This is a genomic window from Labrys sp. LIt4 (assembly GCF_017813775.1).
Classification (GTDB): domain Bacteria; phylum Pseudomonadota; class Alphaproteobacteria; order Rhizobiales; family Labraceae; genus Labrys; species Labrys okinawensis_A.
This window is the reverse complement of record NZ_JAGIPY010000001.1, coordinates 496,831-522,301: the sequence shown is the minus strand read 5'-3', so window position 1 is coordinate 522,301 and position 25,471 is coordinate 496,831. Positions and strand designations below refer to the sequence as shown.

24 protein-coding genes are annotated in these 25,471 nt (G+C 64.3%); 9 read left to right on the top strand and 15 right to left on the bottom strand.

Features of this window, described 5'->3' with window-relative positions:
- Positions 1-73 precede the first annotated feature (73 nt).
- A complete protein-coding gene (locus J8I29_RS02420; protein WP_209430493.1) occupies positions 74-712 on the top strand; it encodes a hypothetical protein in 639 nt (212 codons plus the stop codon).
- Here J8I29_RS02420 and J8I29_RS02415 read toward each other — a convergent pair.
- A complete protein-coding gene (locus J8I29_RS02415; protein WP_105861583.1) occupies positions 697-2,142 on the bottom strand; it encodes an aldehyde dehydrogenase family protein in 1,446 nt (481 codons plus the stop codon). The two genes, J8I29_RS02420 and J8I29_RS02415, sit on opposite strands and share 16 nt — an antisense overlap.
- A 103-nt stretch (positions 2,143-2,245) precedes the next feature.
- The gene (locus tag J8I29_RS02410) at positions 2,246-3,520 is read right to left on the bottom strand and encodes an MFS transporter (RefSeq protein WP_209430492.1); all 1,275 of its coding nucleotides are present in this window, start codon (positions 3,518-3,520) and stop codon (positions 2,246-2,248) included.
- 78 nt (positions 3,521-3,598) lie between these two features.
- Between J8I29_RS02410 and J8I29_RS02405 the strand changes: the two genes are divergently transcribed.
- Positions 3,599-4,195, top strand: a complete 597-nt coding sequence (locus tag J8I29_RS02405) for a TetR/AcrR family transcriptional regulator (protein WP_209430491.1) — start codon at positions 3,599-3,601, stop codon at positions 4,193-4,195.
- Positions 4,196-4,481: 286 nt separating this feature from the next.
- Here J8I29_RS02405 and J8I29_RS02400 read toward each other — a convergent pair whose 3' ends face one another.
- The 3 genes from J8I29_RS02400 to J8I29_RS02390 form a co-directional block, all read right to left on the bottom strand.
- Positions 4,482-5,126 (bottom strand): trimeric intracellular cation channel family protein, encoded by a 645-nt coding sequence (locus J8I29_RS02400; protein WP_209430490.1) that lies wholly within the window; start codon positions 5,124-5,126, stop codon positions 4,482-4,484.
- Positions 5,127-5,364: 238 nt separating this feature from the next.
- A complete protein-coding gene (locus J8I29_RS02395; RefSeq protein ID WP_209430489.1) occupies positions 5,365-8,052 on the bottom strand; it encodes a tetratricopeptide repeat protein in 2,688 nt (895 codons plus the stop codon).
- 110 nt (positions 8,053-8,162) lie between these two features.
- Positions 8,163-9,122: a GlxA family transcriptional regulator gene (locus J8I29_RS02390; RefSeq protein WP_209430488.1), complete on the bottom strand. Its 960-nt coding sequence runs from the start codon at positions 9,120-9,122 to the stop codon at positions 8,163-8,165.
- Positions 9,123-9,226: 104 nt separating this feature from the next.
- Between J8I29_RS02390 and J8I29_RS02385 the strand changes: the two genes are divergently transcribed.
- Positions 9,227-9,775, top strand: coding sequence for a cysteine hydrolase family protein (locus J8I29_RS02385; RefSeq protein ID WP_209430487.1), 549 nt, complete (start codon positions 9,227-9,229; stop codon positions 9,773-9,775).
- Positions 9,776-9,871: 96 nt separating this feature from the next.
- On the opposite strand, the gene dhaK is transcribed toward J8I29_RS02385, so the two are convergent.
- The 6 genes from dhaK to dhaL all read right to left on the bottom strand — a co-directional run bounded on the left by dhaK (position 9,872) and on the right by dhaL (position 14,478).
- Complete coding sequence (dhaK, locus tag J8I29_RS02380; RefSeq protein WP_209430486.1) at positions 9,872-10,861, bottom strand: dihydroxyacetone kinase subunit DhaK; 990 nt, start codon at positions 10,859-10,861, stop codon at positions 9,872-9,874.
- A 157-nt stretch (positions 10,862-11,018) separates the two neighbouring features.
- Positions 11,019-11,477: a hypothetical protein gene (locus tag J8I29_RS02375; protein ID WP_209430485.1), complete on the bottom strand. Its 459-nt coding sequence runs from the start codon at positions 11,475-11,477 to the stop codon at positions 11,019-11,021.
- Positions 11,470-13,062 (bottom strand): putative PEP-binding protein, encoded by a 1,593-nt coding sequence (locus J8I29_RS02370; protein ID WP_209430484.1) that lies wholly within the window; start codon positions 13,060-13,062, stop codon positions 11,470-11,472. The genes J8I29_RS02375 and J8I29_RS02370 overlap by 8 nt, the downstream gene beginning before the upstream one ends.
- Before the next feature lie 126 nt (positions 13,063-13,188).
- Positions 13,189-13,470: an HPr family phosphocarrier protein gene (locus J8I29_RS02365; RefSeq protein WP_209430483.1), complete on the bottom strand. Its 282-nt coding sequence runs from the start codon at positions 13,468-13,470 to the stop codon at positions 13,189-13,191.
- 16 nt (positions 13,471-13,486) lie between these two features.
- Positions 13,487-13,870 carry a dihydroxyacetone kinase phosphoryl donor subunit DhaM gene (dhaM, locus tag J8I29_RS02360; RefSeq protein WP_209430482.1) on the bottom strand — a complete coding sequence of 128 codons (384 nt, stop codon included), beginning with the start codon at positions 13,868-13,870 and terminating at the stop codon, positions 13,487-13,489.
- Positions 13,867-14,478: a dihydroxyacetone kinase subunit DhaL gene (gene dhaL, locus J8I29_RS02355; protein ID WP_105861571.1), complete on the bottom strand. Its 612-nt coding sequence runs from the start codon at positions 14,476-14,478 to the stop codon at positions 13,867-13,869. The genes dhaM and dhaL overlap by 4 nt, the downstream gene beginning before the upstream one ends.
- 561 nt (positions 14,479-15,039) lie before the next feature.
- Here dhaL and J8I29_RS02350 point away from each other — a divergent pair.
- The 5 genes from J8I29_RS02350 (at position 15,040) to J8I29_RS02330 (ending at position 19,686) form a co-directional block, all read left to right on the top strand.
- Positions 15,040-15,795 carry an ABC transporter ATP-binding protein gene (locus tag J8I29_RS02350; protein ID WP_209430481.1) on the top strand — a complete coding sequence of 252 codons (756 nt, stop codon included), beginning with the start codon at positions 15,040-15,042 and terminating at the stop codon, positions 15,793-15,795.
- Positions 15,788-16,510, top strand: coding sequence for an ABC transporter ATP-binding protein (locus tag J8I29_RS02345; protein WP_209430480.1), 723 nt, complete (start codon positions 15,788-15,790; stop codon positions 16,508-16,510). The genes J8I29_RS02350 and J8I29_RS02345 overlap by 8 nt, the downstream gene beginning before the upstream one ends.
- A gap of 31 nt (positions 16,511-16,541) precedes the next feature.
- Complete coding sequence (locus J8I29_RS02340) at positions 16,542-17,759, top strand: ABC transporter substrate-binding protein (RefSeq protein WP_105861568.1); 1,218 nt, start codon at positions 16,542-16,544, stop codon at positions 17,757-17,759.
- Positions 17,760-17,848: 89 nt separating this feature from the next.
- On the top strand, positions 17,849-18,736 hold the full coding sequence (locus J8I29_RS02335) for a branched-chain amino acid ABC transporter permease (protein WP_105861567.1): 888 nt from the start codon (positions 17,849-17,851) through the stop codon (positions 18,734-18,736).
- The gene (locus tag J8I29_RS02330) at positions 18,736-19,686 is read left to right on the top strand and encodes a branched-chain amino acid ABC transporter permease (protein ID WP_209430582.1); all 951 of its coding nucleotides are present in this window, start codon (positions 18,736-18,738) and stop codon (positions 19,684-19,686) included. The genes J8I29_RS02335 and J8I29_RS02330 overlap by 1 nt, the downstream gene beginning before the upstream one ends.
- A 3-nt stretch (positions 19,687-19,689) precedes the next feature.
- On the opposite strand, the gene J8I29_RS02325 is transcribed toward J8I29_RS02330, so the two are convergent.
- On the bottom strand, positions 19,690-20,907 hold the full coding sequence (locus tag J8I29_RS02325; protein WP_209430479.1) for an MFS transporter: 1,218 nt from the start codon (positions 20,905-20,907) through the stop codon (positions 19,690-19,692).
- A gap of 122 nt (positions 20,908-21,029) precedes the next feature.
- Here J8I29_RS02325 and J8I29_RS02320 point away from each other — a divergent pair, with 122 nt between their 5' ends.
- Positions 21,030-21,632, top strand: a complete 603-nt coding sequence (locus J8I29_RS02320; protein WP_209430478.1) for a TetR/AcrR family transcriptional regulator — start codon at positions 21,030-21,032, stop codon at positions 21,630-21,632.
- A 263-nt stretch (positions 21,633-21,895) separates the two neighbouring features.
- Here the strand turns inward: J8I29_RS02320 and J8I29_RS02315 are convergent, their stop codons facing one another.
- The 3 genes from J8I29_RS02315 to J8I29_RS02305 all read right to left on the bottom strand — a co-directional run bounded on the left by J8I29_RS02315 (position 21,896) and on the right by J8I29_RS02305 (position 25,239).
- Positions 21,896-23,068, bottom strand: a complete 1,173-nt coding sequence (locus J8I29_RS02315) for a Gfo/Idh/MocA family oxidoreductase (RefSeq protein WP_105861563.1) — start codon at positions 23,066-23,068, stop codon at positions 21,896-21,898.
- Positions 23,069-23,096: 28 nt separating this feature from the next.
- Positions 23,097-24,158 (bottom strand): sugar phosphate isomerase/epimerase, encoded by a 1,062-nt coding sequence (locus J8I29_RS02310; protein WP_209430477.1) that lies wholly within the window; start codon positions 24,156-24,158, stop codon positions 23,097-23,099.
- Between the two features lie 292 nt (positions 24,159-24,450).
- Positions 24,451-25,239, bottom strand: a complete 789-nt coding sequence (locus J8I29_RS02305) for a L,D-transpeptidase (RefSeq protein ID WP_105861561.1) — start codon at positions 25,237-25,239, stop codon at positions 24,451-24,453.
- Between the last annotated feature and the right edge of the window lie 232 nt (positions 25,240-25,471).

The following is a 25,471-nucleotide window of genomic DNA, read 5'->3' as shown; positions in this document are numbered from 1 at the left end:
TTGCATATGGCGCCATTGACGAGCGCGATGATAATGCCGGTCTTGCCGAATAGGCGCATCGGGAATTGCTGCCATGAAAGCCGGTGATCGTCCTCCCAGGCCGCCCGCCATTCCGGAACCGGCTTTTGTCGATCTGCTCGCGGCCTACCGGGACCCGCGGCGGCATTATCACGGTCTCGGCCACATCGAGGCCATGCTGGCGGGCCTTCAGGATTGCCGTCCGCTTCTCCATGACGCCGAGGCTGTCGAACTCGCGATCTGGTTCCACGACGCGGTCTATGATGCGGCGTCGCCGGACAATGAGGAGCGCAGCGCCGACCTCGCCCGGGAGGTTCTCGCAGGGCAACTGGAACAGGAAAGGCTGGAGCAGGTCGCGGCACTGATCCTGGCGACCCGGAGGCATGAGCTTGCAGGCCTGGCCGGCCGGCCAGAATCGGATATGGCCTATTTCCTCGATCTCGACCTGCAGATCCTCGGCGCGGAGGCTGCACGCTTCGATGCCTATGAGGCGGCGGTGCGACGCGAATATGCCCATGTGCCGGAGGCAGCCTGGCGCACCGGGCGGGCTGCCGTGCTGCAACGTTTCATGGCTCGGCGGCGGCTTTATTTCAGCGATCTCTTCGCCGAAAAGCTGGAGGAAGGAGCGCGCGCTAATCTCGCGCGCTCCCTCGCAAAGTTGACGGAAGACGAGCCTCCTCAGGCCAGCGTATAGCTGGTCTTCACCGTGGTGTAGAACTCGGCGGCGTAGCGGCCCTGCTCGCGCGGGCCGTAGCTCGAGCCCTTCCGCCCGCCGAACGGCACGTGATAGTCGACGCCCGCCGTCGGCAGGTTGACCATCACCATGCCGGCCTGGACATTGCGCTTGAAATGCGTTGCGTATTTCAGGCTGGTGGTGGCGATGCCGGCGGAGAGGCCGAATTCGGTGTCGTTGGCGGCGGCCAGCGCCTCGTCATAATCCTTGACGCGCACCACGGCGGCGACCGGCCCGAAGATCTCCTCGCGGGCGATGCGCATGTCGTTGCTGGCACCGGTGAACAGAGCCGGCGTCAGATAGAAACCGGGCGCCTCGCGCTTCACCAGATCACCGCCGAAGGCGAGCGTGGCGCCCTCTTCCTTGCCGATCTTGATGTAGTTCAGATCCTGGTCGAGCTGGCTCTGGTCGACCACCGGACCGATATGGGTGCCGGCCTTCATGGCATCGTCGACGGTGACGCCCTTGAGGCGTTCGACCAGCGCGGCAACGAAGGCATCATGGATGCCGTCGGTGACGATCAGGCGCGAAGAGGCCGTGCAGCGCTGGCCAGTGGAGAAGAAGGCACCGTTCACGGCGGCTTCCACCGCCACCTTGACGTCGGCATCGTCGAGCACGACAAAGGGGTTCTTGCCGCCCATTTCGAGCTGCACCTTCTTCATCGGCGAAGAGGCGACGCAGGTCGCCGCGATCTTGCGGCCGGTACCGACGGAGCCGGTGAAGGAAATCGCGTCGACGTCGGGCGAGGACAGCAGCGCCTCGCCGACCACCGAGCCGCGGCCCATCACCAGGTTGAACACGCCGGCTGGCAGGCCGGAGCGCGCGATGATCTCACCCAGGGCATGCGCGGTGGCCGGCACGAGGTCGGCCGGCTTCAGCACCACGGTGTTGCCGTAGCAGAGCGCCGGCGCGATCTTCCAGGCCGGAATGGCCGCGGGGAAGTTCCAGGGCGTGATCAGGCCGACCACGCCGACGCCTTCGCGCGTGACCTCGACACCGACACCGGGACGCACCGAGCCAATGATCTCACCGGCCAGGCGCAAGGCTTCACCGGCGAAGAATCCGAAGATCTGGCCGGCACGCGCCACCTCGCCGATACCTTCGGGCAGGGTCTTGCCTTCCTCGCGCGACAGGATGGCGCCGAGTTCGTCCTTGCGCGCCAGAATCTCGTCGCTGATGCGCTTGAGCACGTCGTGGCGCTCCTGCAGCGTCGAGCGGCTCCAGCCCGGGAACGCGGCCTTGGCGGCGGCAATGGCCTTTTCGGCCTCGGCCTTGGTCGCCCGGGGAAAGTGCCCGACGATCTCGGCCGTGTTGGAGGGATTCACGTCCGGTGCGAGATCGGACGAGGCGACCCATTCGCCGGCGATGAAGTTACGGGCATGCAGTGTCATCGAAAAGATCCTAGAGATAACGAAACTGGGCGGACATTAGTCTAACAAATGCCCGACGCAAACCGGCAGCTTGACGCGGCCGGCAATTTTCTGGTCGTACCCGTCAGGCCACCGCAACTGCCGTCACGCGCTGGCGCGCGATCAGCAGCGCGATCAGCGCAGCCACGATACCGGTGAGCCCCGAGAACAGGAAGGCCTCGACATAGCTTCCCTGCAGCACCCGCATATAGCCGGCCAGGGCCGCGGCGCTGGCCGCACCGATCTGGTGGCCCGCCGCGATCCAGCCGAACACCACGGGGGCATCGCGGTCGCCGAAAGCCTCGTTGGTCAGACGAACGGTCGGCGGCACGGTGGCGATCCAGTCGAGCCCGTAGAACACGCCGAAAATGGTGAGCGTATAGATGTTGAAGCCACTGAAGGGCAGGTAGATCAGGGCGATGCCGCGCAGGCCATAATAGATGAAGAGCAACTTGCGCGGATCATAGCGATCGGTCAGCCAGCCCGAGAAGGTGGTGCCGAACAGATCGAAAATCCCCATCATTGCCATCAGGCCGGCCGCCTGCACCTCGGGGATGCCCATGTCGCCGCAGAAGGAGATCAGATGCATGCCAACCAGGCCGTTGGTGGTGAAGCCGCAAATGAAGAAGGTGGCGAACAGATACCAGAAGGTGCGCGTACGGGCCGCCCGCACCAGCGCACCGAGGGAGGCATCGATCAGGCCCGTCTGCGCTTGTACCGGTTCGATCGGCGCAGAGGGGTCGGCGCCATAGGGGCGCTGGCCGATGTCGCTGGGCTGGTTGGGCACCAGGAAGAAGGCCAGCGGAACCAGTACGGCGCAGGCGATCGCCACCGCCGCCACCACCCATTGCCAGCCGCCGATCTCGGAAAGCTTGGCGAGACCGGGCTGGAAGATCAGCGTGCCCGTCGCGGCGCTCGCCGCCATCAGCCCCATGATCAGGCCGCGATTGGTCTTGAACCAGCGATTGGCAACGGTGGCGCCCAGCACCATGGCGACGCAGCCCGAGCCGAGCCCGGACAGCACGCCCCAGGTGGCGATCAACTGCCAGGATTGGGTCATGAACAGGCTGAGCCCGATGGAGCCCGCCATCAGCGTCAGCGCGATCACCAGCACCCGGCGGATGCCGAACTTGTTCATCAGGGCCGCGGCGAAGGGGCCGACCAGGCCGTAGAGCAGGATGCCGATCGATCCGGAGAGCGAGATCGTATCGATGCCCCAGCCGAAGGCCTTGTGCAGGGGCTGAAGCAGCAACCCGGGCGCGGCGCGCACGCCGGCCGCCACCAGCAGGGAGAGAAAGATGACGGCAACGACGACGAATGCATAATTCTGGCCAAAGGGCCGGCGGCTGACGCGCTGCATCGGGAGACCTGTAGGTGTCGAGATTGACTTGATACGTACCGGTCTGTAACATCGTTCTCGAATATTGGAAAGAGGCAAATGGCCGGACCGGAAAATGTCAGTCCCTCACCGCAGCCGAGGGCGGCGGACCGCATCCTCAAGACTGCGCGCGAACTCTTCTACAAAGAAGGGATCCGAGCCGTCGGCGTTGACACCATCGCGTCGGAAGCGGGGGTGACCAAGCCCACGCTCTACCGCTGCTTCAACTCGAAGGACGAATTGGCGGCTGCTTATGTCCGAGTCTATGACTCCGAATTCTGGGCCCGCTTCGAGGGCGCGGGCGTCGGCTTCGAGGACGATCCACGGACCCATCTGCGCAACTACCTGACGGGTCTCGGCGAAAGGGCCACCCAGGCCGGCTACCGCGGCTGCGGGCTGAGCAATGCCGCCGTGGAATATCCGGAGGAGGACAACCCCGCCCGCATGGTCGCCGAGGGCGGCAAGGTGCTGCTGCGCGAGCGCCTGGAAGGCATGGCGGCGCGCATGGGCGCCAGGAATCCGGGCCTGCTCGCCGACGGGCTGCTGCTGCTGATCGAAGGTGCTTTCGTCAGCGGCCAGATCTTCCACGAGGGCGGGCCGGCCGGTTCGGTCGCCGTGATCGCCGACATGCTGATCGAAGCGAGCCTTAAGAATTGAGCCGTAGCCAAGCCCAGCGGGCTTAACACGCTATCACTCGGGAAACGCGGAACAGACCGGCAATCGGCTCCTGACCAGGCAGAGACGCCTATAGCGTTTTGCGATTAGACGGAGTCACCTAGAATCGCAAAGACGCGTCAGAACAATGAGTTAGAGCAAATTAGCGTTCACGCTTGAACGCGCTTTGCTCTAGGCCAACTTGCCAAATCCCTGCGGCATCGGTCTGAACCAAAAGATTGGTCCAGCTTAGGTATGTCTTCGGACTCTTGCCTTCGACGAAGGCGGATTAATGCAGCGTATGAGTATAAACGAATTTCGGCATACTCCATCCAAAGCGAAGAGCCAGGATACGAAGGGCCAAGCCCGCGATCATTGCGAGCGCGATTGAAATGTCGTGGGCCAGTCCAACCCATTGACCGCCCACATAGAGGACACCTGTGAGAATTGCGACCGTTGCATAAAGCTCGGCGCGAAAGAGAAGCGGAATATCCGCACAGAGAATGTCCCGCAAAACACCTCCTGCGCACCCCGTGATCATGCCTGATGCGATCACGATCACGACGGGCAGCCCCAGCGCAATGGCAACGTTGCAACCGACCACGGTGAAGACAACCAGCCCAACCGCATCGAGAAACAGAAAGATCTTACGCAGATGATATACGTGCCTGGCGACGGCAATCGTCGCCAAGGCAGCCCCTGCCGTGATGAGCAGATAGGATGGATGCTCAACCCAAGAGAGCGGATAGTGTCCGAGAAGGACGTCCCGGACGGCTCCTCCTCCAAGAGCTGTGACCGGGCCGAGCATGGCCACGCCCATCCAGTCCATCGACCGCCTTCCTGCTGCCAACGCCGCCGTAACGGCTTCTGCAACAATGCCGATCATGTAGAGCACATGCAGTATTTGCTCAGAAGTCCCGATTATCGAATCCATCAAGGCTACCTTGTGCTGTCTCCCGGAATTGCCGACTCGATATTCAAGGACCGCGCCGGCCGGTCGCAGTCTCGGCGCGAGGCCTGGCGGTTCTTGAGTATCCGCTCTGGCCGGACATTGCTACGCCAAGCTCTTCGGAAGCTGGAATATGACGGATTAACTACAGCTGTAACGTCTGGCGCCTGCACCGTTGCAGGTATAGTTATCCTTGCTTGCCAGGAAATCTACGGGCTTTGCTTCAGGGCTTCGGTGCCGCCGACTTTTCCGCCTGCAGCTCAGCCTTCGCCTTGGTATGGCCCTGGTCTGCAGCCTTGCCAAACCAGAACAAAGCCTGCTGCTTGTCGCGGGCTACACCCAGCCCCCGCGCATACAGGGTGCCGAGCGCATATTGCGCGCTGGCACGCCCCTGATCGGCAGCCTTGCGATAGAGGTCAGCAGCCATGGCGTAATCCTGCGGCACGCCCCAGCCATTGGCATAGAGGGTGCCGAGACCGTCCGACCCAGCGGCGTCACCCTGTATGGCTGCCTTACCGAACCAGAAGGCAGCCTGGTAATAGTCCTGTGGAACGCCCTGGCCGTAGACATAGAGGGCGGCGAGATTAACCTGTGCGGTAACATGGCCCTGGGCCGCTGCCTTGCGGTAGAGCGCTGCGGCCTGCGCTGGGTCCCGTACCACGCCCTGGCCGTAGACATAGAACGCCCCGAGGTCGTTCTGTGCATCGACGTCACCCTGGTCGGCAGCCTTGCGATAGAGCGCTGCGGCCTGGGCATAGTCCTGCCCCACCCCCTGCCCGGTGGCATAGAGGCGACCGAGATTGAATTGCGCCTGGGCATTGCCCCGGTCAGCGGCTTTGCGAAAAAGAGCCGCGGCCTGGGCATAGTCCCGCGCCACCCCCCATCCATTGACATAGAGGACACCCTGGGCGTTCAGGGCGAGGGGATCGCCTTGCTCGGCCGCCTTGCGAAACCAGAGGGCCGCGTCATCTTGGCTTCGTGCGACGCCCTTGCCTTGCAGATAAGCCGTGCCGAGATTGAACTGCCCCTTGGCATTGCCCTGTTCGGCAGCTTTGCGGTAGAGCGCGGCCGCCTGTTCCAGGTCCAGGGTGACGCCCCAGCCATTGGCGTAAAGGATGCCCAGTCTGTTCTGTGCTTCGGCATCGCCCTGCTCGGCCGCCTTGCGATAGAGGTCGCCGGCCAGGACATAGTCGCGGGGCACCCCGCGACCGTTCTCATAGAGATCGCCGAGATAATATTGCGCCCTGGCCAAGCCCTGAGCGGCGGCTTTGCGATAGAGCTCCCTGGCTCGGGCATAGTCTTGCTTCACCCCCCAGCCATTGGCATGAAGCACGCCCAGGTCCACCAAGGCGTTGAGATCGTTCTGGTCCGCAGCCTTGCTCAGCCAGAAGGCTGCCTGGCCATAATCTCGTGGCATCCCCCCATCACTGCAGTAGAGAATACCGAGATTATACTGCGCCTTGGCAAGGCCTCGATCAGCGGCCTTACGAAAGAGTTCGGCAGCCTTGGCATAATCCCTCGCCACTCCATACCCCAAGGCATGGAGAGAACCCAGTTCGTTGAGTGCCCCCACATCTCCTTGATCCGCTGCCTTGCGAAACCAGAACGCGGCCTGTCCGTAATCCTGGGCGAGACCTAACCCTTTTTCATAAAGGGAGCCTAGATTATATTGCGCTCCGGCGTGCCCCTTTTCGGCGATCTTGCTGAGAAGGTCGGCCGCCCGGCGATAGTCCTGCTTGACGCCCCGGCCCTCGACATAGAGCGCGGCGAGACTATTCTGGCCATCGGCATCCCCCTGGGCCGCCGCCTTACCGAGCCACGCTGCCGCCTGCTCGTAGTCCCGGGCCACGCCCTGGCCATTGTGATAGAGCAGGCCGAGATTGGTTTGAGCACCGGCATGGCCCTGATCCGCAGCCTTGCGATACCACAAGGCCGCCTGATCGAAGGCCTGAGGCACGCCCAGGCCCTTGGCATAGCTGAGGCCAAGATTGAACTGCGCCTCGACATGCCCCTGCTCGGCGGCCTTGCCGAAGAAGGCGGTAGCTTGCCCAAATTCCTGCCGCACGCCCCGGCCCTCGGCATAAAGGAAACCTAGACTGTTCTGCGCAGCGGCTAGGCTCTGGTCTGCCGCCCTGCGGAACCAATCGGCCGCCTGGCTGTCGCTGCGTGTTACGCCATTGCCTTGAAAATACATCTGGCCGAGACTGTATTGTGCCTCGGCGTTGCCCCGGTTGGCGGCACGGCGGAACCAGAAGGCGGCTTGGCCATAGTCCTGTGCCAAACCCTGCCGCCCCTCGGCATAGAGGGTGCCGAGCGCAAACTGCGCCTTGACATGATCCCGTGCCGCGGCACTGCGGAAAAGGGCAGCCGCCTGGGCACTATTGCGTGCCACGCCCTGGCCGCGCTCGTAGAGAGTGCCGAGATTGAATTGAGCGTCGGCATCCCCCCGCGCCAGCGCCTTGCGAAACAGTTGCAGGGCCTGGCCGAAATCCTGTGGTACCCCCCAGCCTTTGACATAGAGAAAGCCGAGGTCATTTTGCGCCCCGGCGTGTCCCTGGTCGGCAGCCTTGCGATACCAGGAGGCGGCCTGGCCATAATCCTGGGGCACGCCGTCCCCCTTGCGATAGAGGGAGGCAAGAGCGTATTGCGCATCGGCATTGCCTTGATCGGCGGCCCTGCGCATCCAGGCTGCGGCCTGGACGTTGTCTCGCGCAACGCCCTGGCCTTCATGAAGCATCATCGCGATCTTGAACTGGGCACCCGCATCGCCTTTTTCGGCTTGCACCTTGTAGAGCCCGAAGGCTTCCACATACTTGCCCTGGGCATAGATGTCGTCGGCGATACCGGCCTGGGCGGGGCCGAGCAGAGTCCAGAAAAGCAACCCTGCGATCAGAATGCGGATCCTGCGCACAGCCAATCCCCCGAGCACAATCCGAACCTTCGCTGCCAACTTGATAGTTGACGCGAAATCCCGCCGCTGTACCCCGAAGTACACTTGTCCGGGTGTGACACACCCCAAGTTCACACCGCCCCGAAGCGGCGGCGATAGTCGCCCGGGGTCAATCCCATGGTGCGCACGAAGATCTTGCGGAAGGAGACCGGATCGCCGTAGCCGACATTCCAGGCGATACGGTCGAAGGAAAGCCGGGTCGTCTCCAGCATGTCGCGAGCCTTGGCAACGCGCAATTGCTGGCAATATTCAACCGGCCTGAGCCCGGTCGCCTTGCCGAAGCGGCGCAGGAAGGTGCGTCGCTCCAGCCCTGCCTTGGCCGCCATGGCGTTGACGTCGACCTCGCCGGCATAGGCCTGCTGGAGCCAGTGCTGAACCGAAAGGATGGCCTCGTCGCCATGGTTGAGCCGAGGCGAAAACACGCTGTAATGGCGCTGCTCGCGCCCCAGCGGGTCGACCAGCATGGCGCGTCCCGTCTCCACCATCACGCTGGTTCCGAGCAGTTTCTCCACCAGCTTCAGGCCGAGATCGGTCCAGGACATCAATCCCGCGGCGGTGATGATGTCGCCGTCGTCGATCACGATCTTGGCCGAATCCACCCGGACCTTGTCGAAACGCTCGGCGAGATCATCGGCATAACTCCAATGGGTGGTCGCCTGACGCCCGTCCAGCAGCCCGGTCTCGGCGAGCAGGAACGCCCCGATGCAGACGGAGGCCAGCACGCTGCCGCCTGCGTGACAGCGGCGCAAAAAGGCTGCCAGGCTGGCGGTCCAGGCCTCGCTCGGCGGCTTTGCCAGGCTCGGCGGCACGATGATCATGCTCGGGATCGCACTGTCCGCACCGTCACGATTGTGAATCCGGCCATTGGCATCGCACTCCCAGCGGCTTACCCGCAGCAGCGGGCCGGCGGCCTCCCGGCGCTCCCGGGCGATCCTGTCGGCGATGAAAAACAGATCGGCGAGGCCATAGAGCGCGGCCAATTGAACATCGGGATAGGCCAGCAGGCCGATCTCGGAAGGAGCCGTCGTCATTTGTCACTTTCGCCCTGATTTTTGTCACATGTGCCAATCGGCATTCTGCCCCGGGCGTCCTATTCCAGCAATCACAACGTCTTTTGAAACTGGAGAAACACCCCATGTCCAAACGCGCCTTGATCCTGGTGGATATTCAGAACGACTATTTCCCGGGCGGCAAATGGACCCTGGCCGGCATCGAGGCGGCGGCCGCCAATGCCGCGCGCCTCCTGGGGGCAGCCCGGGCCAAGAATGAACTCGTGGTGCATGTCCGCCATGAAGCGGTCAGGCCGGACGCCCCTTTCTTCGTCGCCGGCACCCCGGGGGCGGAGATCAACCAGGCCGTGGCCAACCGCGCCGGCGAACCGGTCGTCGTCAAGAATTTTCCCAACTCCTTCAGACAGACCGAACTCAAGAAGCTGCTCGACGATGCCGGTGTCACCGACGTGCTGGTAGCCGGCGCGATGAGCCATATGTGCATCGAGGCGACGACGCGGGCGGCAGCCGATTTCGGCTATGCGGTCACGGTCGCTCATGATGCGGCGGCCACGCGGGATCTGGAATTCGGTGGCGTCACCGTGCCGGCGGCGCAGGTCCACGCCGCCGCAATGGCCTCGCTCGCCTTCGGCTACGCCAAGCTTGCCTCGACGGAGGAAGTGCTGGCGGGTTGAGGTCACAACCTTTCCAATAGGGGCGCGACCAGCCTTCCCCGCGAAGCCGGGAAGGCTGGCCGCGCCTCACCTTGCCAGGTTTACGTCTACGGTCCCTCACATACCCCAGCGCAGGGCCGGCGTGTGGACCGGCGCGTCCCACAGCGCCTTGGCCTGCTCGTCCAGCACGGACAGCGTCAGCGAACAGCCGGCCATGTCGAGCGAGGTCACATAAGAACCCGTCAGCGAGCGGGCGACCTTGATGCCCTTGCCGTCGAGCCATTTGCGTGCCCGATCCTGCATCAGATAGAGCTCCATCAGGGGCGTGCCGCCGAAGCCGTTGACAAAGAGCAGCACCTCGGTGGCCGAAGTCAGCGAGAGGTCGCCGACGATGGCGCCCAGCATCTCCTCGGCGATGGCATCGGCGGAAGCCAGCTTGACCCGCCGCCGGCCGGGCTCGCCATGGATGCCGACACCCATCTCCATCTCGTCCTCGCCGAGGCTGAAGGTCGGCTTGCCGGCCGCCGGCACGGTGCAGGAGGTGAGCGCCACGCCCATCGAGCGCGTATGGCTGTTGACGCGCGCACCCAGCGCCTTGAGGCTGGCGAGATCGTCACCGCGCTCCGCAGCGGCGCCGACGATCTTCTCGACGATCAGCGTGCCGGCGACGCCGCGCCGGCCGGTGGTCCAGGTCGAGTTCTCCACGGCGACGTCGTCGTCGAGGATCAGGCTTTCGACCGGGCCGGACGCCATCTCCGCCGCCATGGCGAAGTTCATCACGTCGCCCTCGTAGTTCTTGACGATATAGAGCGTGCCCGCTCCGCCATCGACGGCCTCGGCCGCCGCCATCATCTGGTCAGGCGTAGGCGAGGTGAAGACCTGCCCGGGGCAGGCGGCGTCGAGCATGCCGAAGCCGACGAAGCCGGCATGCAGCGGCTCATGGCCGGACCCGCCGCCCGAAATCAGGGCCACCTTGCCGGGCTTGACCTGGCGGCGGCGCACGAATTTGCGCTCCTCGGCCAAGGTGACGATGTCGGCGTGGGCCGCCGCGAACCCATCCAGGCTCTGCGCCAGCACGTCGTCGACTGCATTGATGAGCTTTTTCATTCCATGGGCCTCCCTTCGTTCATTCGTTGATCGGGCCGCTGCAGGAACCGATATCCGGACTCAACTAGAACCGCATTTGCGCGGTAACTCTTTGTTTCGATGCATTTTTGCGGTTCCAGGCGATCCCGTGAAATCGCAAAATGCCTCGAGCAAAATGCTATGGCTGATCCGGCGCCGGCTCCTCCTCCCCCCTGCTCTTGCGATCGAGTGTACGCGTGTACTGGACCAGGCTCGCGACGAAATCGAGAATAGCCTTGTCCATCGCCTGGTTGCGCCTGGCGTCGCCGAGATCCGGCAGGGTCAGCGTCAGGCTGCGCCCCTGTGCCGCCTTACCCTGGGCCTGCGTCCGGCCCGGATGGGCGGCCTGATAGGCCTCGAGGAACTCCGCCCTCTCCGCCGGCGCGAGGTGGCAGACCTCGAAAATGACGTCGAGATGCTGGGCCGGGATCGGAATGGGGTAGCCGGGATTGGTGATCTGCGAAATGAAGGATCTGTTGGTGCCGAGAGCGGCCGCCAGTTTCAGCCTCGTGCCGGAAGGGCGATTGTCCAGCGCGCGCCGCAGCAGCGCCTTGTAGGCCGCTATCGAACGCGTGCTGGCATCGCGGGCATCAGACATGTTTGAGATCCGCGATTGCGGCCTTGACGGCCCCCACCAAAGCGGGCGGCACGGACAGGCAGGTCAGGCCGACACCGATGAGCTTCGGCACCAGGCGCAGTTCGCCCGCGGCATCGCCGCAGATCGAAACCGGGACTTTGCGTGCCTTGCCGGCCCCGACCGTGCGGGCCATCAATTCGAGCACCGCCGGATCGCCGGCATCGTTGAGGCCGGCGACGTCGGCGATGTCACGGGCGGCAGCCATGGTGTATTGCGTCAGATCGTTGGAGCCGATCGAATAGAAATCGGCGGGAAAGCGCAGGGCGCCGAGCGCGGCGGCGGGAACTTCGACCATGATGCCGAGCGGCGGCCGGCGGCAGGGCGTGCCTTCGGCAATGAGGGTGGCCACCACCTCGTCAAGCAGGGCGGACGCTTCGGCCAATTCTCCCGGCACCGTCACCATTGGCAGCATGATGCGGATCTCATGATGCAGGCTGGCCCGGGCCAGGGCCCTGAGCTGGACGCGGAAGGTTTCCGGCCGCGCGAGGGACAGCCGCAATCCGCGCAGGCCCAGGAAGGGATTGGATTCGCCGTCGCTGGTGACCCCGGGGATCGGCTTGTCGCCGCCGGCATCGAGGGTGCGGATGGTTACCGGACGGCCGTCAGCCCAGGCGGCGATGGCGACATAGGCGGCATATTGCGCCTCCTCGTCCGGCAGGGGGCGCCCCGGCTCGAACAGGAACTCGCTGCGCACCAGGCCGATGCCGTCGCAGATCTCCGGCGAAATGCCTTTGAGGTCATCCGGCGAAGCGACGTTGATCATGATGTCGACCCGGGTGCCGTTGGGCAGGAACGCCGGTTCGGTCTTCATCGTTTCCGCCCGGGCATCGGCCTCGTGCCGGCGCGCGAGGGCCGGGCCGAAATCGGCGAGCGAGGCGCTGTCGGGATCGAAGGTCACCGTTCCCGCCGCCCCATCGACGATGGCCTGGCTCGCCTCCCCGAGCACACCCAGCCCGGTCACCATCGGCACGCGGCGGCTGCGGGCGAGCATGGCGACATGGGAGGATGGCGAGCCTGCTCCCAGGGCGATCGCGCCGCCCCGGCTCCAGTCGACCGACAGGAACAGGGATGGTGGCAGATCCTCGCCCACCAGCACGGAACCCGGGGGCACCTTCTCGCTTTCGGCCACACCGCTGAGATGGGCGAGCACGCGGTCGCGGATATCGGCAAGGTCGGTGCCGCGGGCGCGGAAATAGGCATCCTCGCTGCGTTCGTAATCGGCGATCTCCGCATCGAGGGCCGAACGCCAGGCGTGGACAGGCGGCACGCCGACGGCGATCGCGTCGAAGGCGCCCTCCGACAGGGCTTCGTCTTCGAGCATGGCGATCTGGAAGCCGATGATGTCGGCCCCCTCTTCATCGACCGTCTCGACCAGCGACACCAGATCGACCAGCGCCGCATCGATGGCGTTGCGCAGGATGGTCTCGCCGTCTTCCTGGGCTGCCGAAGCCTTCTCAGCCCGGAGCTTCGGCTTGCCGATCATGAAGACAGGGCCGGAAGCCAGCCCCGGCGAGGCAGGACGTCCCGTCATCCGCCGCTCAGTCATGACAGCCCCCAGCCTTTGAAGAGAATCGCGATCTCGCCAAACCGCAATTCGTCTTCAACTCTTTGTTTCGACGCATTTTCTTGATCGAAAAGCCTAGCAACTTTTCTGGAAAATGCTCCGGCATCGTCACTCTTCCCCGAACTTTTCCTCGATCAGTCCCAGAATGGCCGACAGCGCCGCCTCTGCGTCGGGTCCGTTCGCGGCGAAATGCAGCACGGTGCCCTTGGGCGCCTTCACCCGCATCACCTTGACCGGGCTCTTGGCGTCGACCCAGGGTCCCGCCGCATCGGTGGCCAGTTCGATGCTCGACTGGAAGCTCTTGGCGAGCTGGGTCAGCTTCACGCTCGGCCTGGCATGCAGCCCGATTGCGTTGGTCAGCTCGGCCTTGCCCGTCAATGCTCCGTTCATGTCCGGCATATCAATCCTATCCGTAGAGATCTTCGGCAGCGGAGCGAACCGCGGCCAGTGAGGAATTGCCGGAAGCCTCGGTCGCGGCGATGACCGCTCCCTCCACCACCGGCGCATTGCAGATGACCACGAGGTCGCGCTTGTGTTCGTCGAGCATCTCGACGGCCATCTCGGCATTGGTTTCGGCACCGCCCAGGTCGACGAGGACGGCAACGCCTTCCTCAGACCAGACACTGTCGATGGCGGCGATGATCCTGGCGACGTCGGTGCCGAGCCCGCCGCCGGGGTCGCCGCCCGTCCAGGCGACGCGGACGCTGTCGCCCACCATCTGCCTGACCATGTCGGCGGCGCCTTCGGCGACCTTGGGCGAATGCGATACGATCACCAGGCTCACGGTCATGGCATCAGCCCCTGCTTGTTGAGTTCGTCCGCCACCGTGGCGATGATCAGCGAGGAGGATCGGGCGCCCGGGTCCATATGGCCGACGGAGCGTTCGCCGAGGAAAGATGCACGCCCGCGGATCGCCTGCATCGGCACCGTCTTGTCGGCGGCGGCAATCGCCTCCGCCTTGATCGCGGCGGCATCGGCGCCGGCAGCAAGAGCGGCCTGGACCGGGACGAGGACATCGAGCAGCGTCTTCTGCCCGGCTTCCGAGCGGCCACGCGCCTTCACGGCCTCGACGGCCTTGCCGAAGGCTGCGACCACCGCGGCCCTGTCGGGCTCGGCCCCCACCGTCTTGCCCAGCTCCATGAAGAAGGTACCGAAGAGCGGGCCGGACGCGCCGCCGACCTTCATCACCATCGCCATCCCGGCGGCCTTGAGCAGATCCGGCCAGGATTTTTCAGCAAGGCCGGGCAGCTCGGCTGTGACGGCTTCGAAGCCTCGCTTGAGATTCAGGCCATGATCGCCGTCGCCGATCGCCTGATCGAGCGCGGTGAGTTCTTCGGAATGCTGGAATATGGTTGCCGCAACCGCGCGAATGAGCTGCTCTCTTGCTTGGCTGTCCATTGCCACGCCTCCGCCCCGCACTCTTGTGACGGCCGGCAACTGCCGGCTCGCAGTTTGCTTATTTGTTTAGTTGACCACTTAATCCTAAACATTGCAAGCAAAACTATCGCCCGCAGCGGTGGACCCAGGAACTCTTGCGACCCACCTGTACTGAACATTCCCGCGATGGCCGCGCGGTACACCTTCGACCACGCCCGGGCAAGCGCATCCCCACCTTGCGTCATATTCCTGTATCCCCGGCCGCATATGCAGGTGCCTATCTTAACGTCAGTAATGATGCCATATCGCCATTGACGAAGCTTGCCCGGACAGCCAAGACTAGAACCAAGCAAGATTAGAAGCGCTAGGGCGTGTCGCCAGTTATGGTTTGGCGTTTGATGAGGTCAAAAATGGCTGGATGGGAGGAGCCAGCGCTGCCAAGACTTTCGTCTTGGCAAGCGAAGCGACGCTGCAGACGACCATTTTTCACCTCACCGCGAAGCGGCGGGCGCTTTGGCCGGTGAGCTCCCGTCAAACCCGAACCCATAACTGGCGACACGCCCCAGGGAAACGCTCCGCTTGATGGCAACAGATACAGTCCTGAAAGCCGAAGGCCTGACCAAGGATTTCAGGGGATTCCGGGCAGTCGACGGCGTCGATCTCTCGGTCCTGCGCGGAACGGTCCATGCTCTGATCGGTCCGAACGGCGCCGGCAAGACGACCTGTTTCAATCTCTTGACCAAGTTCCTCTCTCCGTCCGCCGGACGCATCACCTATAAGGGGCAGGACATTACCGGCATGAAGCCGGCCGCCGTGGCCCGGCTTGGCCTTGTCAGGTCCTTCCAGATTTCGGCCGTGTTCGGCGAAATGAGCGTGAACGACAATATCCGCATCGCCCTGCAGCGCCGGCGCGGGCATTCCTACGATTTCTGGCGCTCGCAACGGATCCTCGCCGAGCTGAACCAGGAAGCCGCCGAACTCGCCGACAGTGTCGGCCTGTCATCCTTCCTCCCAAGGCCGGCCAAGGAACTCTCCTATGGCCGCAAGCGTGCCCTGGAACTCGCGACGACGCTGGCGCTCGATCCGGAAATGCTACTGCTCGACGAGCCGATGGCCGGCATGGGCCACGAGGATGTCGAGCGCACCACCGAGCTGATCCGCAAGATCGCGGCAAGCCGCACCATTTTGATGGTCGAGCACAATCTTTCGGTGGTCGCCACCCTCTCCAACACCATCACCGTGCTGGCGCGCGGCAAGGTGCTGGCGCAGGGCGACTACAAAACCGTCTCCGGCGACCCGCGCGTGGTCGAGGCCTATATCGGGAGCGGCCATGCCTGATTCCTCGAACAAGCCCGATCCCCTGCTTCGGGTGCGCGGCCTGGAGGCCTGGTATGGCGAGTCCCATGTGCTGCACGGCATCGATTTCGACGTCAATGCCGGCGAGGTGGTGACGCTGCTCGGCCGCAACGGCGCGGGCAAGACCACCACGATGAAATCGATCATCGGCGTGATGGCCAAACGCAAGGGTTCGATCCGGTTCGACGGCCAGGAAACCATCGGCCTCGGCTCCCGCCACATCGCGCGGCTCGGCATCGGCTATTGCCCGGAAGAGCGCGGCATCTTCTCCAGCCTGTCGGTGAAGGAGAATCTCGAACTGCCGCCGGTGGTCAAGCCCGGGGGCCTCAGCGTGGCCGAGATCTTCAGCCTGTTCCCCAACCTCGAGCAGCGCCTCACCAGCCAGGGCACCAAGCTCTCGGGCGGCGAGCAGCAAATGCTGGCCATCGGCCGCATCCTGCGCACCGGCGCCAACCTGCTGCTGCTCGACGAACCCACCGAAGGGCTCGCGCCGGTGATCGTCGAGCAGATCGGGCACACCATCGCCAGCCTCAAGCAGCGCGGCTTCACCATCATCCTGGTCGAACAGAATTTCCGCTTCGCCTCGACAGTGGCGGACCGCCACTATGTCGTCGAGCAGGGCAAGGTGATCGACATGATCCCCAATGCCGAGCTGGAAGCCAACAGCGACAAGTTGCACGCCTATCTGGGCGTGTGACGCCAATCAAGAAGCTGAACGGGAGACGCTTATGATTTCAAAACGGACCCTGCTCGCAGCAGCAGCCCTCGCCGCGGTCTTCGCGGGCTCGGCGCTGGGGCCGGCCAGCGCCGAGGACATCGCGGTCAAGCTCGGCATCCTCAACGACCGTTCGGGCGTCTATGCCGACCTCTCCGGCGAGGGCTCGGTGATCGCCGCCAAGATGGCGGTCGAAGACTTCAAGGCCGCCGAGAAAGGCCTGAAAGTCGAGATCGTCTCGGCCGACCACCAGAACAAGCCCGATATCGGGGCCGGCATCGCCCGGCAATGGTACGATCAGGACGGCGTCGATGCCATCTTCGACGTGCCGACTTCCTCGGTGGCGCTCGCCGTCAGCCAGGTCACCAAGGAAAAGAACAAGATCTTCATCGATTCCGGCGCCGGGTCCACCGAGATCGCCGGCAAGCAATGCACGCCCAACACGCTGATGTGGACCTATGACACCTATGCCCTGGCCAAGGGCACCGGCGGCGCCATGGTCAAGCAGGGCGGCGACAGCTGGTTCTTCATCACCGCCGACTACGCCTTCGGCAAGTCGCTGGAAGAGAATGCGACCGCCATCGTCACGGCTGCTGGCGGCAAGGTGCTCGGCTCGATCAAGGCCCCCTTCCCGACTTCCGACTTCTCCTCCTTCCTGCTGCAGGCCCAGTCCTCCGGCGCCAAGGTGATCGGCCTTGCCAATGCCGGCGGCGACACCGTCAACGCCATCAAGCAGGCCGCCGAATTCGGCATCACCCAGGGCGGCCAGAGCTTGGCGGGCCTGCTGATCTTCATCTCCGACGTCCATGCGCTCGGCCTGCAGGCGGCCCAGGGCCTGGTTCTGACGGAAGCCTTCTACTGGGATCTCAACGACGGCACCCGTGCCTGGTCCAAGCGCTTCGCCGAACAGAGCGGCGGCAAGATGCCGACCATGGTGCATGCCGGCGTCTATGCCGGCGTCCTGCATTATCTCAAGGCCATCGAGGCGGCCAAGAGCAAGGACGCTGCGGCAGTGATGGCCAAGATGAAGGCGACACCCACCGATGATCCCCTGTTCGGCAAGGGCGAAGTGCGCAAGGACGGGCGCGTGACCCACGACATGTATCTGTTCCAGGTCAAGAAGCCCGACGAATCCAAGGGACCGTGGGACTACTACAAGCTGCTCGCCACCATCCCCGCCGCCGAGGCCTTCCAGCCCATGGACAAGGCCGGCTGCCCGCTGGTGAAGTGAGTTCCGGGTGTGGGGTGGAGGGACTGAGAGGTTCCGCGGCCCAACAATGAATGGCACTCCACGCACCCTCGCGCTGAAGGACCCATAAGGTGACGACGATTTTCGGCATTCCCCTGCAAGGTATCATGGCCCAGCTCGCGCTGGGCCTGATCAACGGGTCCTTCTATGCTTTGCTCAGCCTGGGCCTTGCCATCATCTTCGGCCTGCTCAACGTCATCAATTTCGCCCATGGCGCCCTCTACATGATGGGGGCCTTCGCGGCGTGGATGCTGCTCAACTATGCCGGCATCGGCTTCTGGCCGGCGCTCGTCCTCGCACCGCTCGGCGTCGGCCTGGTCGGCATCGCCATCGAGCGGGTCTTCATTTCCAGGATATACAAACTCGATCACCTCTATGGCCTGCTGCTCACTTTCGGCCTGGCGCTGATCATCCAGGGTGTCTTCCGCAATTATTATGGCGTCTCGGGCGTGCCCTACAGCACGCCCCCCTCGCTCACGGGAGCCGTCAATCTCGGCTTCATGTTCCTGCCCAAGAGCCGTGTCTTCGTCATCGCCTTCTCGCTCGCCATCTGCCTCGCCACCTGGCTGGTGATCGAGAAGACGAAAATCGGCGCCTATCTGCGTGCGGCCACCGAGAATCCCACTCTGGTCGAAGCCTTCGGCATCAACGTGCCGCGCCTGCGGACGCTCACCTACGGCTTCGGCGTCGCCCTCGCCGGACTTGCCGGCGTGCTGGCTGCGACCACCACCAATGTCAGCCCCAATATGGGCGCCGACCGCATCATCGTGGTGTTCGCCGTGGTGGTGATCGGCGGCATGGGGTCCATCATGGGCTCGATCATTACCGGTTTCCTGCTCGGCCTGATCGAAGGCGTCGTCAATAATTTCTACCAGCAGGCCTCCTCGGTGGTGGTCTTCGTGGTGATGGTGCTTGTGCTGCTGGTACGCCCTGCCGGCCTGTTCGGAAGGTCTTCGTGATGGCCGGCTCCCTCTCCCTCCCCAGCCTCGTCAGGGACGAGCGCTTCGTCGCTCTGGCCATGGTGGCACTGATCGCCGTGGCGCCGTTCGTGGCCTATCCTTTCTTCGTCATGCAGGTGCTGTGCTTCGGCCTGTTCGCCTGCGCCTTCAATCTGCTGCTCGGCTATGGCGGCCTGCTCTCCTTCGGTCATGCCGCCTTTTTCGGCCTGGCGAGCTATGTCTGTGCCCATGCCGCCAAGGTCTGGGGACTGACACCCGAGCTCGCCATCCTCTCGGGCGCCGTAGTGGCGGCTCTGCTCGGCCTGGTGGTCGGGGCGCTCGCCATCCGCCGCCAGGGCATCTATTTCGCCATGATCACGCTCGGCCTGGCGCAGATGGTGCAATTCTATGCCACCCAGGCCGACTTCACCGGTGGCGAGGATGGCATTCAGGGCGTGCCGCGGGGCAGGCTTTTCGGTGCGATCGACCTTTCCGACGACCGCGTCCTCTATATCCTGGTCGCCGTGATCGTGCTGGCGGGGTTGTTCGCCATTCACCGCATCGTGCACTCGCCCTTTGGCCAGGTGATGAAGGCAATCCGCGACAACGAACCCCGCTCCCTTTCGCTGGGCTATGACGCAGAACGCTTCAAGCTCCTGATGTTCGTGCTTTCGGCAACTCTGGCCGGCGTCGCCGGCGCCACCAAGGCGCTGGTGGTGCGCATCGCCTCGCTCACGGACGTCCATTGGACCATGTCCGGCCTGGTGGTGCTGATGGCGCTGGTTGGCGGCACCGGCACTCTGTTCGGCCCCATGCTCGGCGCCCTCGTCGTGGTGACGATGGAACATTATCTCGCCCCGCTGGGCTCCTGGGTGACGGTGGCCCAGGGCGCCGTCTTCGTCATCTGCGTGCTCGCCTTCCGCGATGGCATCGCCGGCACGCTGGGCAAGCTGCTGCGCAAGAGCGGCTAGCCGCTATCGCGGCCCTCCTTCGTCAGGAGGGCGATGCTCGAGCCGTTCCGTTGCGAAGGCAACCAGACCGGCAATGCCGAGTACGGCGCCGGTCGCGGCCGTGAGCACCCAGCCACCGGCATGGTATGTCAGCGTACCCATCAGCGACCCCAAGGCTCCGCCGATGAACACCGTCGTCATGTAGAGGGCATTGATGCGCGCCCGAACAGCTGGAGCCGTCGAGAAGATGGTGCGCTGGCTGACGATCTGGTTGGTCTGCACCGCCGCGTCGATGACCAGCGTCGCGACGATCAGCACCAGAAGCGACAGGGTGTGTTCGCCAAGGGCCGTTGCGAGAAAGGCCAGCGCCAGGGCCGCCATCGCGCCATAGGTCGCCATGCGGCCATGCCCATGATCGGCAAGGCGTCCCGCCAGCGGCGCGGCCAGGGCCCCACCCGCCCCGGCAAGGGCGAAGAGCCCGATCGCATAGTCGGACATGCCGAACCGTTCCGTCAGCATCAGCGGCGCTGCGGTCCAGAACAGGTTGAAGGCGCAGAACAGCAGCATCTGATAGAGGGCGCGGCGGCGCAGGATCGGCGTGTTCCGCACCAGGCCGGGCAGAGAGGCCAGCACGGCCCCGTAATGGCTGGTGCCAGATGGCTGATAGCGTGGCATCATGCGCCACAGGACAGCGCCGATCCCGATCATCAGCACGGCGGATGCGAGGAAGACCGCCCGCCAATCCAGATAGGCCGCCACGAAAAGCGCAGCCGGCCTTGCCAGCATGATGCCGGTGATCAGACCGGCCATCACCAGGCCGACCGCGCGGCCACGGCGCTCGGGCGGAACGAAATGCGTGATGAACGGCACCAGGATCTGGGCGCCGGCCGAGAATATGCCGATGGCGAGCGATGCGAACAGGAAGGCCACGGCGCCTTGCGCACCCGCCGCGAGGAGCAGGCTGGCAGCCGCGCAAACGAGCGTCGCCAGGGCCAGGACCTTGTTTTCGACGAGATCGGCCAGAGGCACCAGCAGGATGAGCCCGAGGCCGTAACCGATCTGGGTGAGGCTGACGATGGCGCCGGCGAGATCCGGGCCTATGCCGATCGCCGGCGCGATCTTGGCGACCAAAGGCTGGGCATAATAGAGATTGCCGACGATGGCCCCGGTTGCGATCGCCAGGGTCAGGACCAGGGCGGGAGCAGCCTGCCGGACGGCGGCGGCGGCGACGGTATTTTCCATTTGATGCTTATGATTCACGGCAGGCGCCCGATGGCATGTATTTGCCAATTAACGAAACGATACGTATCGTTACCATTGAATAAAACGATACGTTTCGTTATGTCAAGATGGGGAGGCACCATATGGAGACGAAAGCCACGCAGCCAAGGCGCCGCTCGATCGGCGCCCGCCGCAATCCGCAGACCGAGACCGCCATCATCGAGGCCGCACGACAGCTTCTGGCGGATCGAGGCTATGCCGGATTTTCCATCGAGGAGGCAGCCCGTCGAGCCGGTGCCGGCAAGGCCACCGTCTATCGCTGGTGGCCGACCAAGGCCGATCTGTTCATGGCGGCGTATGGCGCCGAAAAGGCCCGGGCGATAAGCCTGCCGGATACAGGCAGCCTGATCGAGGATCTGGTGCAGCACACCGCCGACCTCTGGCGTTTCTGGCGGACACCGCCAGGCGGCGCCTTCAGGGCGCTGCTCGCCGAGGCCCAAGCGAGCGAGGCGGCGGGCTCGCGCCTGCGCAACGAGTTTCTGCCCGTGCTGTTCCGGCCAGCGCGCCATCTCTTCGAGCGGGCTGCGGCGCGCGGCGAATTTCCTGCCCAACTGATCGACGAACGCATCGCATTATGGGCGGGGTTCAACTGGTACCACCTGCTGACCTGGCAGATCGAGGCCGACGAGGCACTCCTGCGCCGGATCGAGACGCTCGTCGTCTCCGCCGAGGTCAGGGCCGGATAGCGGGTCTCATGCCAATGACAGTGATGTTCGATCCGTCATTCCGGCCGAGCGCCGCGAGGGGAAGGGGATGACTGGCGTGCTGGTCCCGGTCGGTCAAAGTTCATTGTCATTGGTGTAGGGCGATTCACGTATCGGGAATGCGCTTCGATCTGTCATAGCCGGGCTTGACCGGTTATCCAGAAGCCACAAGGCGCTGAATTGCCGGGTCGAGCCCGGCAATGACCAAGGCTGTGCAATTCGAAAACGGTTAAGCGAACCGCATCCTACAGCTTCACCCAGACGCCGCCCTTCTTGGAGGATTTCACCGCCGCCTCGATGAACGCCATGCCGGCGATGCCGTCGTCGATGCCGGGGAAGAGTACGGCCGGATCGAGCGCCTCGCCGCTGCGGGCGGCCCGGATGGCACGGGCGATCTCGGCATAGATATTGGCGAAGCCCTCCAGATAGCCTTCGGGATGGCCGGGCGGCACGCGCGTCACCCGCGCGGCGTCCTCGCCGGCTGCAGCCGAGCCGCGGGTAATGATGCGGGTCGGCTCGCCATGCGGGGTGAAATAGAGATAGTTCGGGTTGTCCTGACGCCAATGGAAGCCGGCCTTCTCGCCATAAACGCGCAGCATCAGGCCATTCTCGTTGCCGGGCGCCACCTGGCTCGCCCACAACGCACCGCGGGCGCCATTGGCATAGCGCAGCAGGATCTGCACGTTGTCGTCGAGCGCCCGGCCGGGCACGAAGGTGGTCAGTTCGGCCAGCAATTCCGAAACCTCCAGCCCGCCCACGAACTGGGCCAGGTTGAAGGCGTGGGTGCCGATATCGCCGATGGCGCCGCCGGCGCCGGAACGCTTGGGATCGGTGCGCCAGTCGGCCTGTTTCTGGCCGCTCTGCTCGATCGGAGTGGTGAGCCAGTCCTGCGGATATTCGACCTGGATCAGGCGGATGGCACCCAATTGCCCCGACTTCACCATCTCGCGTGCGGCGCGGATGAGGGGATAGCCGGTGTAGTTGTGCGTCACCGCGAAGATCACGCCCTTGTCGGCGGCAAGCTTCTTCAGGCGCAAGGCATCCTTCAGCGTCGTCGTCACCGGCTTGTCGCAGATGACATGGATGCCGGCCTTGATGAAGGCTTCGGCGGCGGGCGCATGCATGTGGTTCGGCGTGACGATGGAGACAGCCTCGATGCCGTCCTTGCGGCGCTTTTCCTTGCGCGCCATCGTCTCGAAATCGGGATAGATCCGGCCTGGATCGAGGCCGAGCGCCTCGCCCGAACGCTGGGCCTTCTCGGGCGTGGACGACAGGGCGCCCGCCACCAGCACATAATCATCGTCCATGCGCGCGGCGAGGCGATGCACCGCGCCGATGAAGGCGCCCTCACCGCCGCCGACCATGCCATAGCGCACGCGCCCGCCTGCCTTGCTGTCCGAACGGCCCTCGATCGCCATCTGCTGTCTCCCTGAAATAACCGCCCGCCTACCGGCCAAGGCCGAGCATGCGCCGCACCGCCTTGCGATCGGTGCCGCCGCCGGCGAAATCGTCGAAGGCCTTCTCCGTCACCCGGATGATATGGGCAGCGATGAAGGGCGCTCCTTCCGCCGCGCCGTCTTCGGGGTGCTTGAGGCAGCATTCCCATTCGAGCACGGCCCAGGAGGCATAGTCATATTGCGCGAGCTTGGAGAAGACGCCGGTGAAGTCGACCTGGCCGTCGCCCAGCGAGCGGAAGCGCCCTGCCCTCTCCGTCCAGGAGGCATAGCCCGAATAGACGCCCTGGCGCCCCGTCGGGTTGAACTCTGCATCCTTGGCGTGAAAGGCCTTGATACGCTCGTGATAGATGTCGATGAAGGCGAGATAATCGAGCTGCTGCAGCACGAAATGCGACGGATCGTAATTGATGTTGGCGCGCTTGTGCCCCTTCAGCCGGTCGACGAAGCGCTCGAAGGTGGCGCCGTCGAACAGGTCCTCGCCGGGATGCAGCTCGTAGCAGACATCGACGCCCACGGCGTCATAGGCATCGAGGATGGGTTTCCAGCGCTTGGCCAACTCACCGAACGCCTCGTCGATGAGGCCCGCCGGCCGCTGCGGCCAGGGATAGGCGAAGGGCCAGGCCAGGGCGCCGGAGAAGGTAACGCTGGCATCGAGGCCCAAGTGGCGCGAGGCGGTTGCGGCAGCTTTCAGCTGCTCCACGGCCCAGGCCTGGCGCTCCCTCGGCTTGCCGCGCACTTCCGGCGGTGCGAAACCATCGAAGGCTTCGTTATAGGCCGGATGCACGGCGACGAGCTGGCCCTGCAGATGGGTCGACAATTCGGTGATGGCGAGGCCATGCCTGGCCACGATACCGGCGACCTCGTCGCAATAGGACTTCGACTCAGCCGCCTTCTTCAGATCGAACAGACGACCGTCCCAGCTCGGGATCTGCACACCCTTATAGCCGAGCGAAGCGGCCCATTTGCAGATGGAATCGAGCGAATTGAAGGGCGCGGCGTCGCCCGCGAACTGGGCGAGAAAGATCGCCGGTCCCTTGATCGTGCCCGCCATGCTGCGTCTCCTAAGGTGATGCCTTCGGGCCGCAGGTCCAGAGCCGCTGGCATGCTGGCTCGCCCCTTCGGCCTGGGACCATTTGTCTGACCCGTCCCTCGGCTTGCCTCACCATGGCAAATCCTTCCGGACTGCGCAACGGCGATTTGATGTACGTACACCAGAGAAAGGCGAGACTATCTGCGCCCTCCCTTCAGACGCCCCGGCAGGCAGGGTCAAGCTCATAAGGCAAAGGCCGGACATAAAGCCCGGCCTTGCACAAACACAGCAATGTGGGGAAATCGACGTCCGCTCAGGCTTCCGACATGCCGGGACCCAGGACCACCACGCGGCCGCCGAGAGGCGCGCGCTTGTAAAGGTCGATCGCGTCCTGGACGATCATGCGGATGCAGCCCGAGGAAGCATTGTGCCCGATGCTGTAGGGTTCGTTGGTGCCATGGATACGATAGAGCGTATCCTTGTTGTTCTGCCACAGATACATGGCACGTCCGGTGATCGGGTTGCGCGGTCCGCCGCGTACGCCGACACCGCTCTGCAGCTGGGTGAGGCTCGGCCTGAGATCGGGACGGCGGGCGATCATTTCCTTGGGCGGATACCAATCGGGCCATTCGCGCTTGTAGCGGATTTCCGCCGTGCCCGACCAGCCGAAGCCCTGCTTGCCGACGCCGACGCCGTAGCGCATCGCCCGTCCGCCGCCCATGACGTAATAGAGATAATGCGCCCTGGGATCGACGATGATGGTGCCCGCCGGCTCGCTGGTCGGATAATCGACCTCGGCGCGCAAGAATTGCGGGCCGATACGCTTGGTATCCACGGCCGGCACGACGAATTTACCGTCGGTCATCTGACCGTAGATCGCCTTGTAGTCATAAGTACCCTCAGGGGTGAGGGGCTGTTCGGGCTGCGTGATTTCATCGGTCGGCCGGCCATCTACCGGCACCGCCGGCAGCGTTGCCGGGTCGGCCGAAGCGACGACCACCGGCTTGATTGCGGCTGAATCGGTCACGCAACTGGCCAGGCTGAAGCCCAGTCCAGCTAGCGAAGCGCCCACAAGAAAGGCGCGGCGGGAGAGAGACGACATTACACATCCTACTGGGATCGGGAGAACCGCCGCATACAATAAGCAAGACTTGAGTGTTCGGCTGTGCCTTTGCTGCAACGTTCCGGATTTCTTTATATCGCGTTCTCGTGAACGGCCGTCCGTTCACATTGGCTTCATCTACCCCCCGCAGGTTGAATGCGATGTGCCTTTGAGCGCATGGCGTTGCCAATGAAGGCTTGACCCGTCCCGCGCCCGCCTGCACAAGGCGCGC

What these genes read in the sequence shown, in the direction of transcription:
- J8I29_RS02420 (WP_209430493.1), top strand. Translation starts at nt 74, where the DNA reads ATGAAAGCCGGTGATCGTCCTCCCAGGCCGCCCGCCATTCCGGAACCG.
- J8I29_RS02315 (WP_105861563.1), bottom strand. Translation starts at nt 23,068, where the DNA reads ATGGCGATCGAGGGCCGTTCGGACAGCAAGGCAGGCGGGCGCGTGCGC.
- J8I29_RS02320 (WP_209430478.1), top strand. Translation starts at nt 21,030, where the DNA reads ATGGAGACGAAAGCCACGCAGCCAAGGCGCCGCTCGATCGGCGCCCGC.
- dhaL (WP_105861571.1), bottom strand. Translation starts at nt 14,478, where the DNA reads ATGGACAGCCAAGCAAGAGAGCAGCTCATTCGCGCGGTTGCGGCAACC.
- J8I29_RS02325 (WP_209430479.1), bottom strand. Translation starts at nt 20,907, where the DNA reads ATGGAAAATACCGTCGCCGCCGCCGCCGTCCGGCAGGCTGCTCCCGCC.
- J8I29_RS02350 (WP_209430481.1), top strand. Translation starts at nt 15,040, where the DNA reads ATGGCAACAGATACAGTCCTGAAAGCCGAAGGCCTGACCAAGGATTTC.
- J8I29_RS02415 (WP_105861583.1), bottom strand. Translation starts at nt 2,142, where the DNA reads ATGACACTGCATGCCCGTAACTTCATCGCCGGCGAATGGGTCGCCTCG.
- J8I29_RS02330 (WP_209430582.1), top strand. Translation starts at nt 18,736, where the DNA reads ATGGCCGGCTCCCTCTCCCTCCCCAGCCTCGTCAGGGACGAGCGCTTC.
- J8I29_RS02375 (WP_209430485.1), bottom strand. Translation starts at nt 11,477, where the DNA reads ATGTCTGATGCCCGCGATGCCAGCACGCGTTCGATAGCGGCCTACAAG.
- J8I29_RS02410 (WP_209430492.1), bottom strand. Translation starts at nt 3,520, where the DNA reads ATGCAGCGCGTCAGCCGCCGGCCCTTTGGCCAGAATTATGCATTCGTC.
- J8I29_RS02370 (WP_209430484.1), bottom strand. Translation starts at nt 13,062, where the DNA reads ATGACTGAGCGGCGGATGACGGGACGTCCTGCCTCGCCGGGGCTGGCT.
- J8I29_RS02400 (WP_209430490.1), bottom strand. Translation starts at nt 5,126, where the DNA reads ATGGATTCGATAATCGGGACTTCTGAGCAAATACTGCATGTGCTCTAC.
- dhaK (WP_209430486.1), bottom strand. Translation starts at nt 10,861, where the DNA reads ATGAAAAAGCTCATCAATGCAGTCGACGACGTGCTGGCGCAGAGCCTG.
- J8I29_RS02385 (WP_209430487.1), top strand. Translation starts at nt 9,227, where the DNA reads ATGTCCAAACGCGCCTTGATCCTGGTGGATATTCAGAACGACTATTTC.
- J8I29_RS02310 (WP_209430477.1), bottom strand. Translation starts at nt 24,158, where the DNA reads ATGGCGGGCACGATCAAGGGACCGGCGATCTTTCTCGCCCAGTTCGCG.
- J8I29_RS02340 (WP_105861568.1), top strand. Translation starts at nt 16,542, where the DNA reads ATGATTTCAAAACGGACCCTGCTCGCAGCAGCAGCCCTCGCCGCGGTC.
- dhaM (WP_209430482.1), bottom strand. Translation starts at nt 13,870, where the DNA reads ATGACCGTGAGCCTGGTGATCGTATCGCATTCGCCCAAGGTCGCCGAA.
- J8I29_RS02345 (WP_209430480.1), top strand. Translation starts at nt 15,788, where the DNA reads ATGCCTGATTCCTCGAACAAGCCCGATCCCCTGCTTCGGGTGCGCGGC.
- J8I29_RS02405 (WP_209430491.1), top strand. Translation starts at nt 3,599, where the DNA reads ATGGCCGGACCGGAAAATGTCAGTCCCTCACCGCAGCCGAGGGCGGCG.
- J8I29_RS02305 (WP_105861561.1), bottom strand. Translation starts at nt 25,239, where the DNA reads ATGTCGTCTCTCTCCCGCCGCGCCTTTCTTGTGGGCGCTTCGCTAGCT.
- J8I29_RS02365 (WP_209430483.1), bottom strand. Translation starts at nt 13,470, where the DNA reads ATGAACGGAGCATTGACGGGCAAGGCCGAGCTGACCAACGCAATCGGG.
- J8I29_RS02390 (WP_209430488.1), bottom strand. Translation starts at nt 9,122, where the DNA reads ATGACGACGGCTCCTTCCGAGATCGGCCTGCTGGCCTATCCCGATGTT.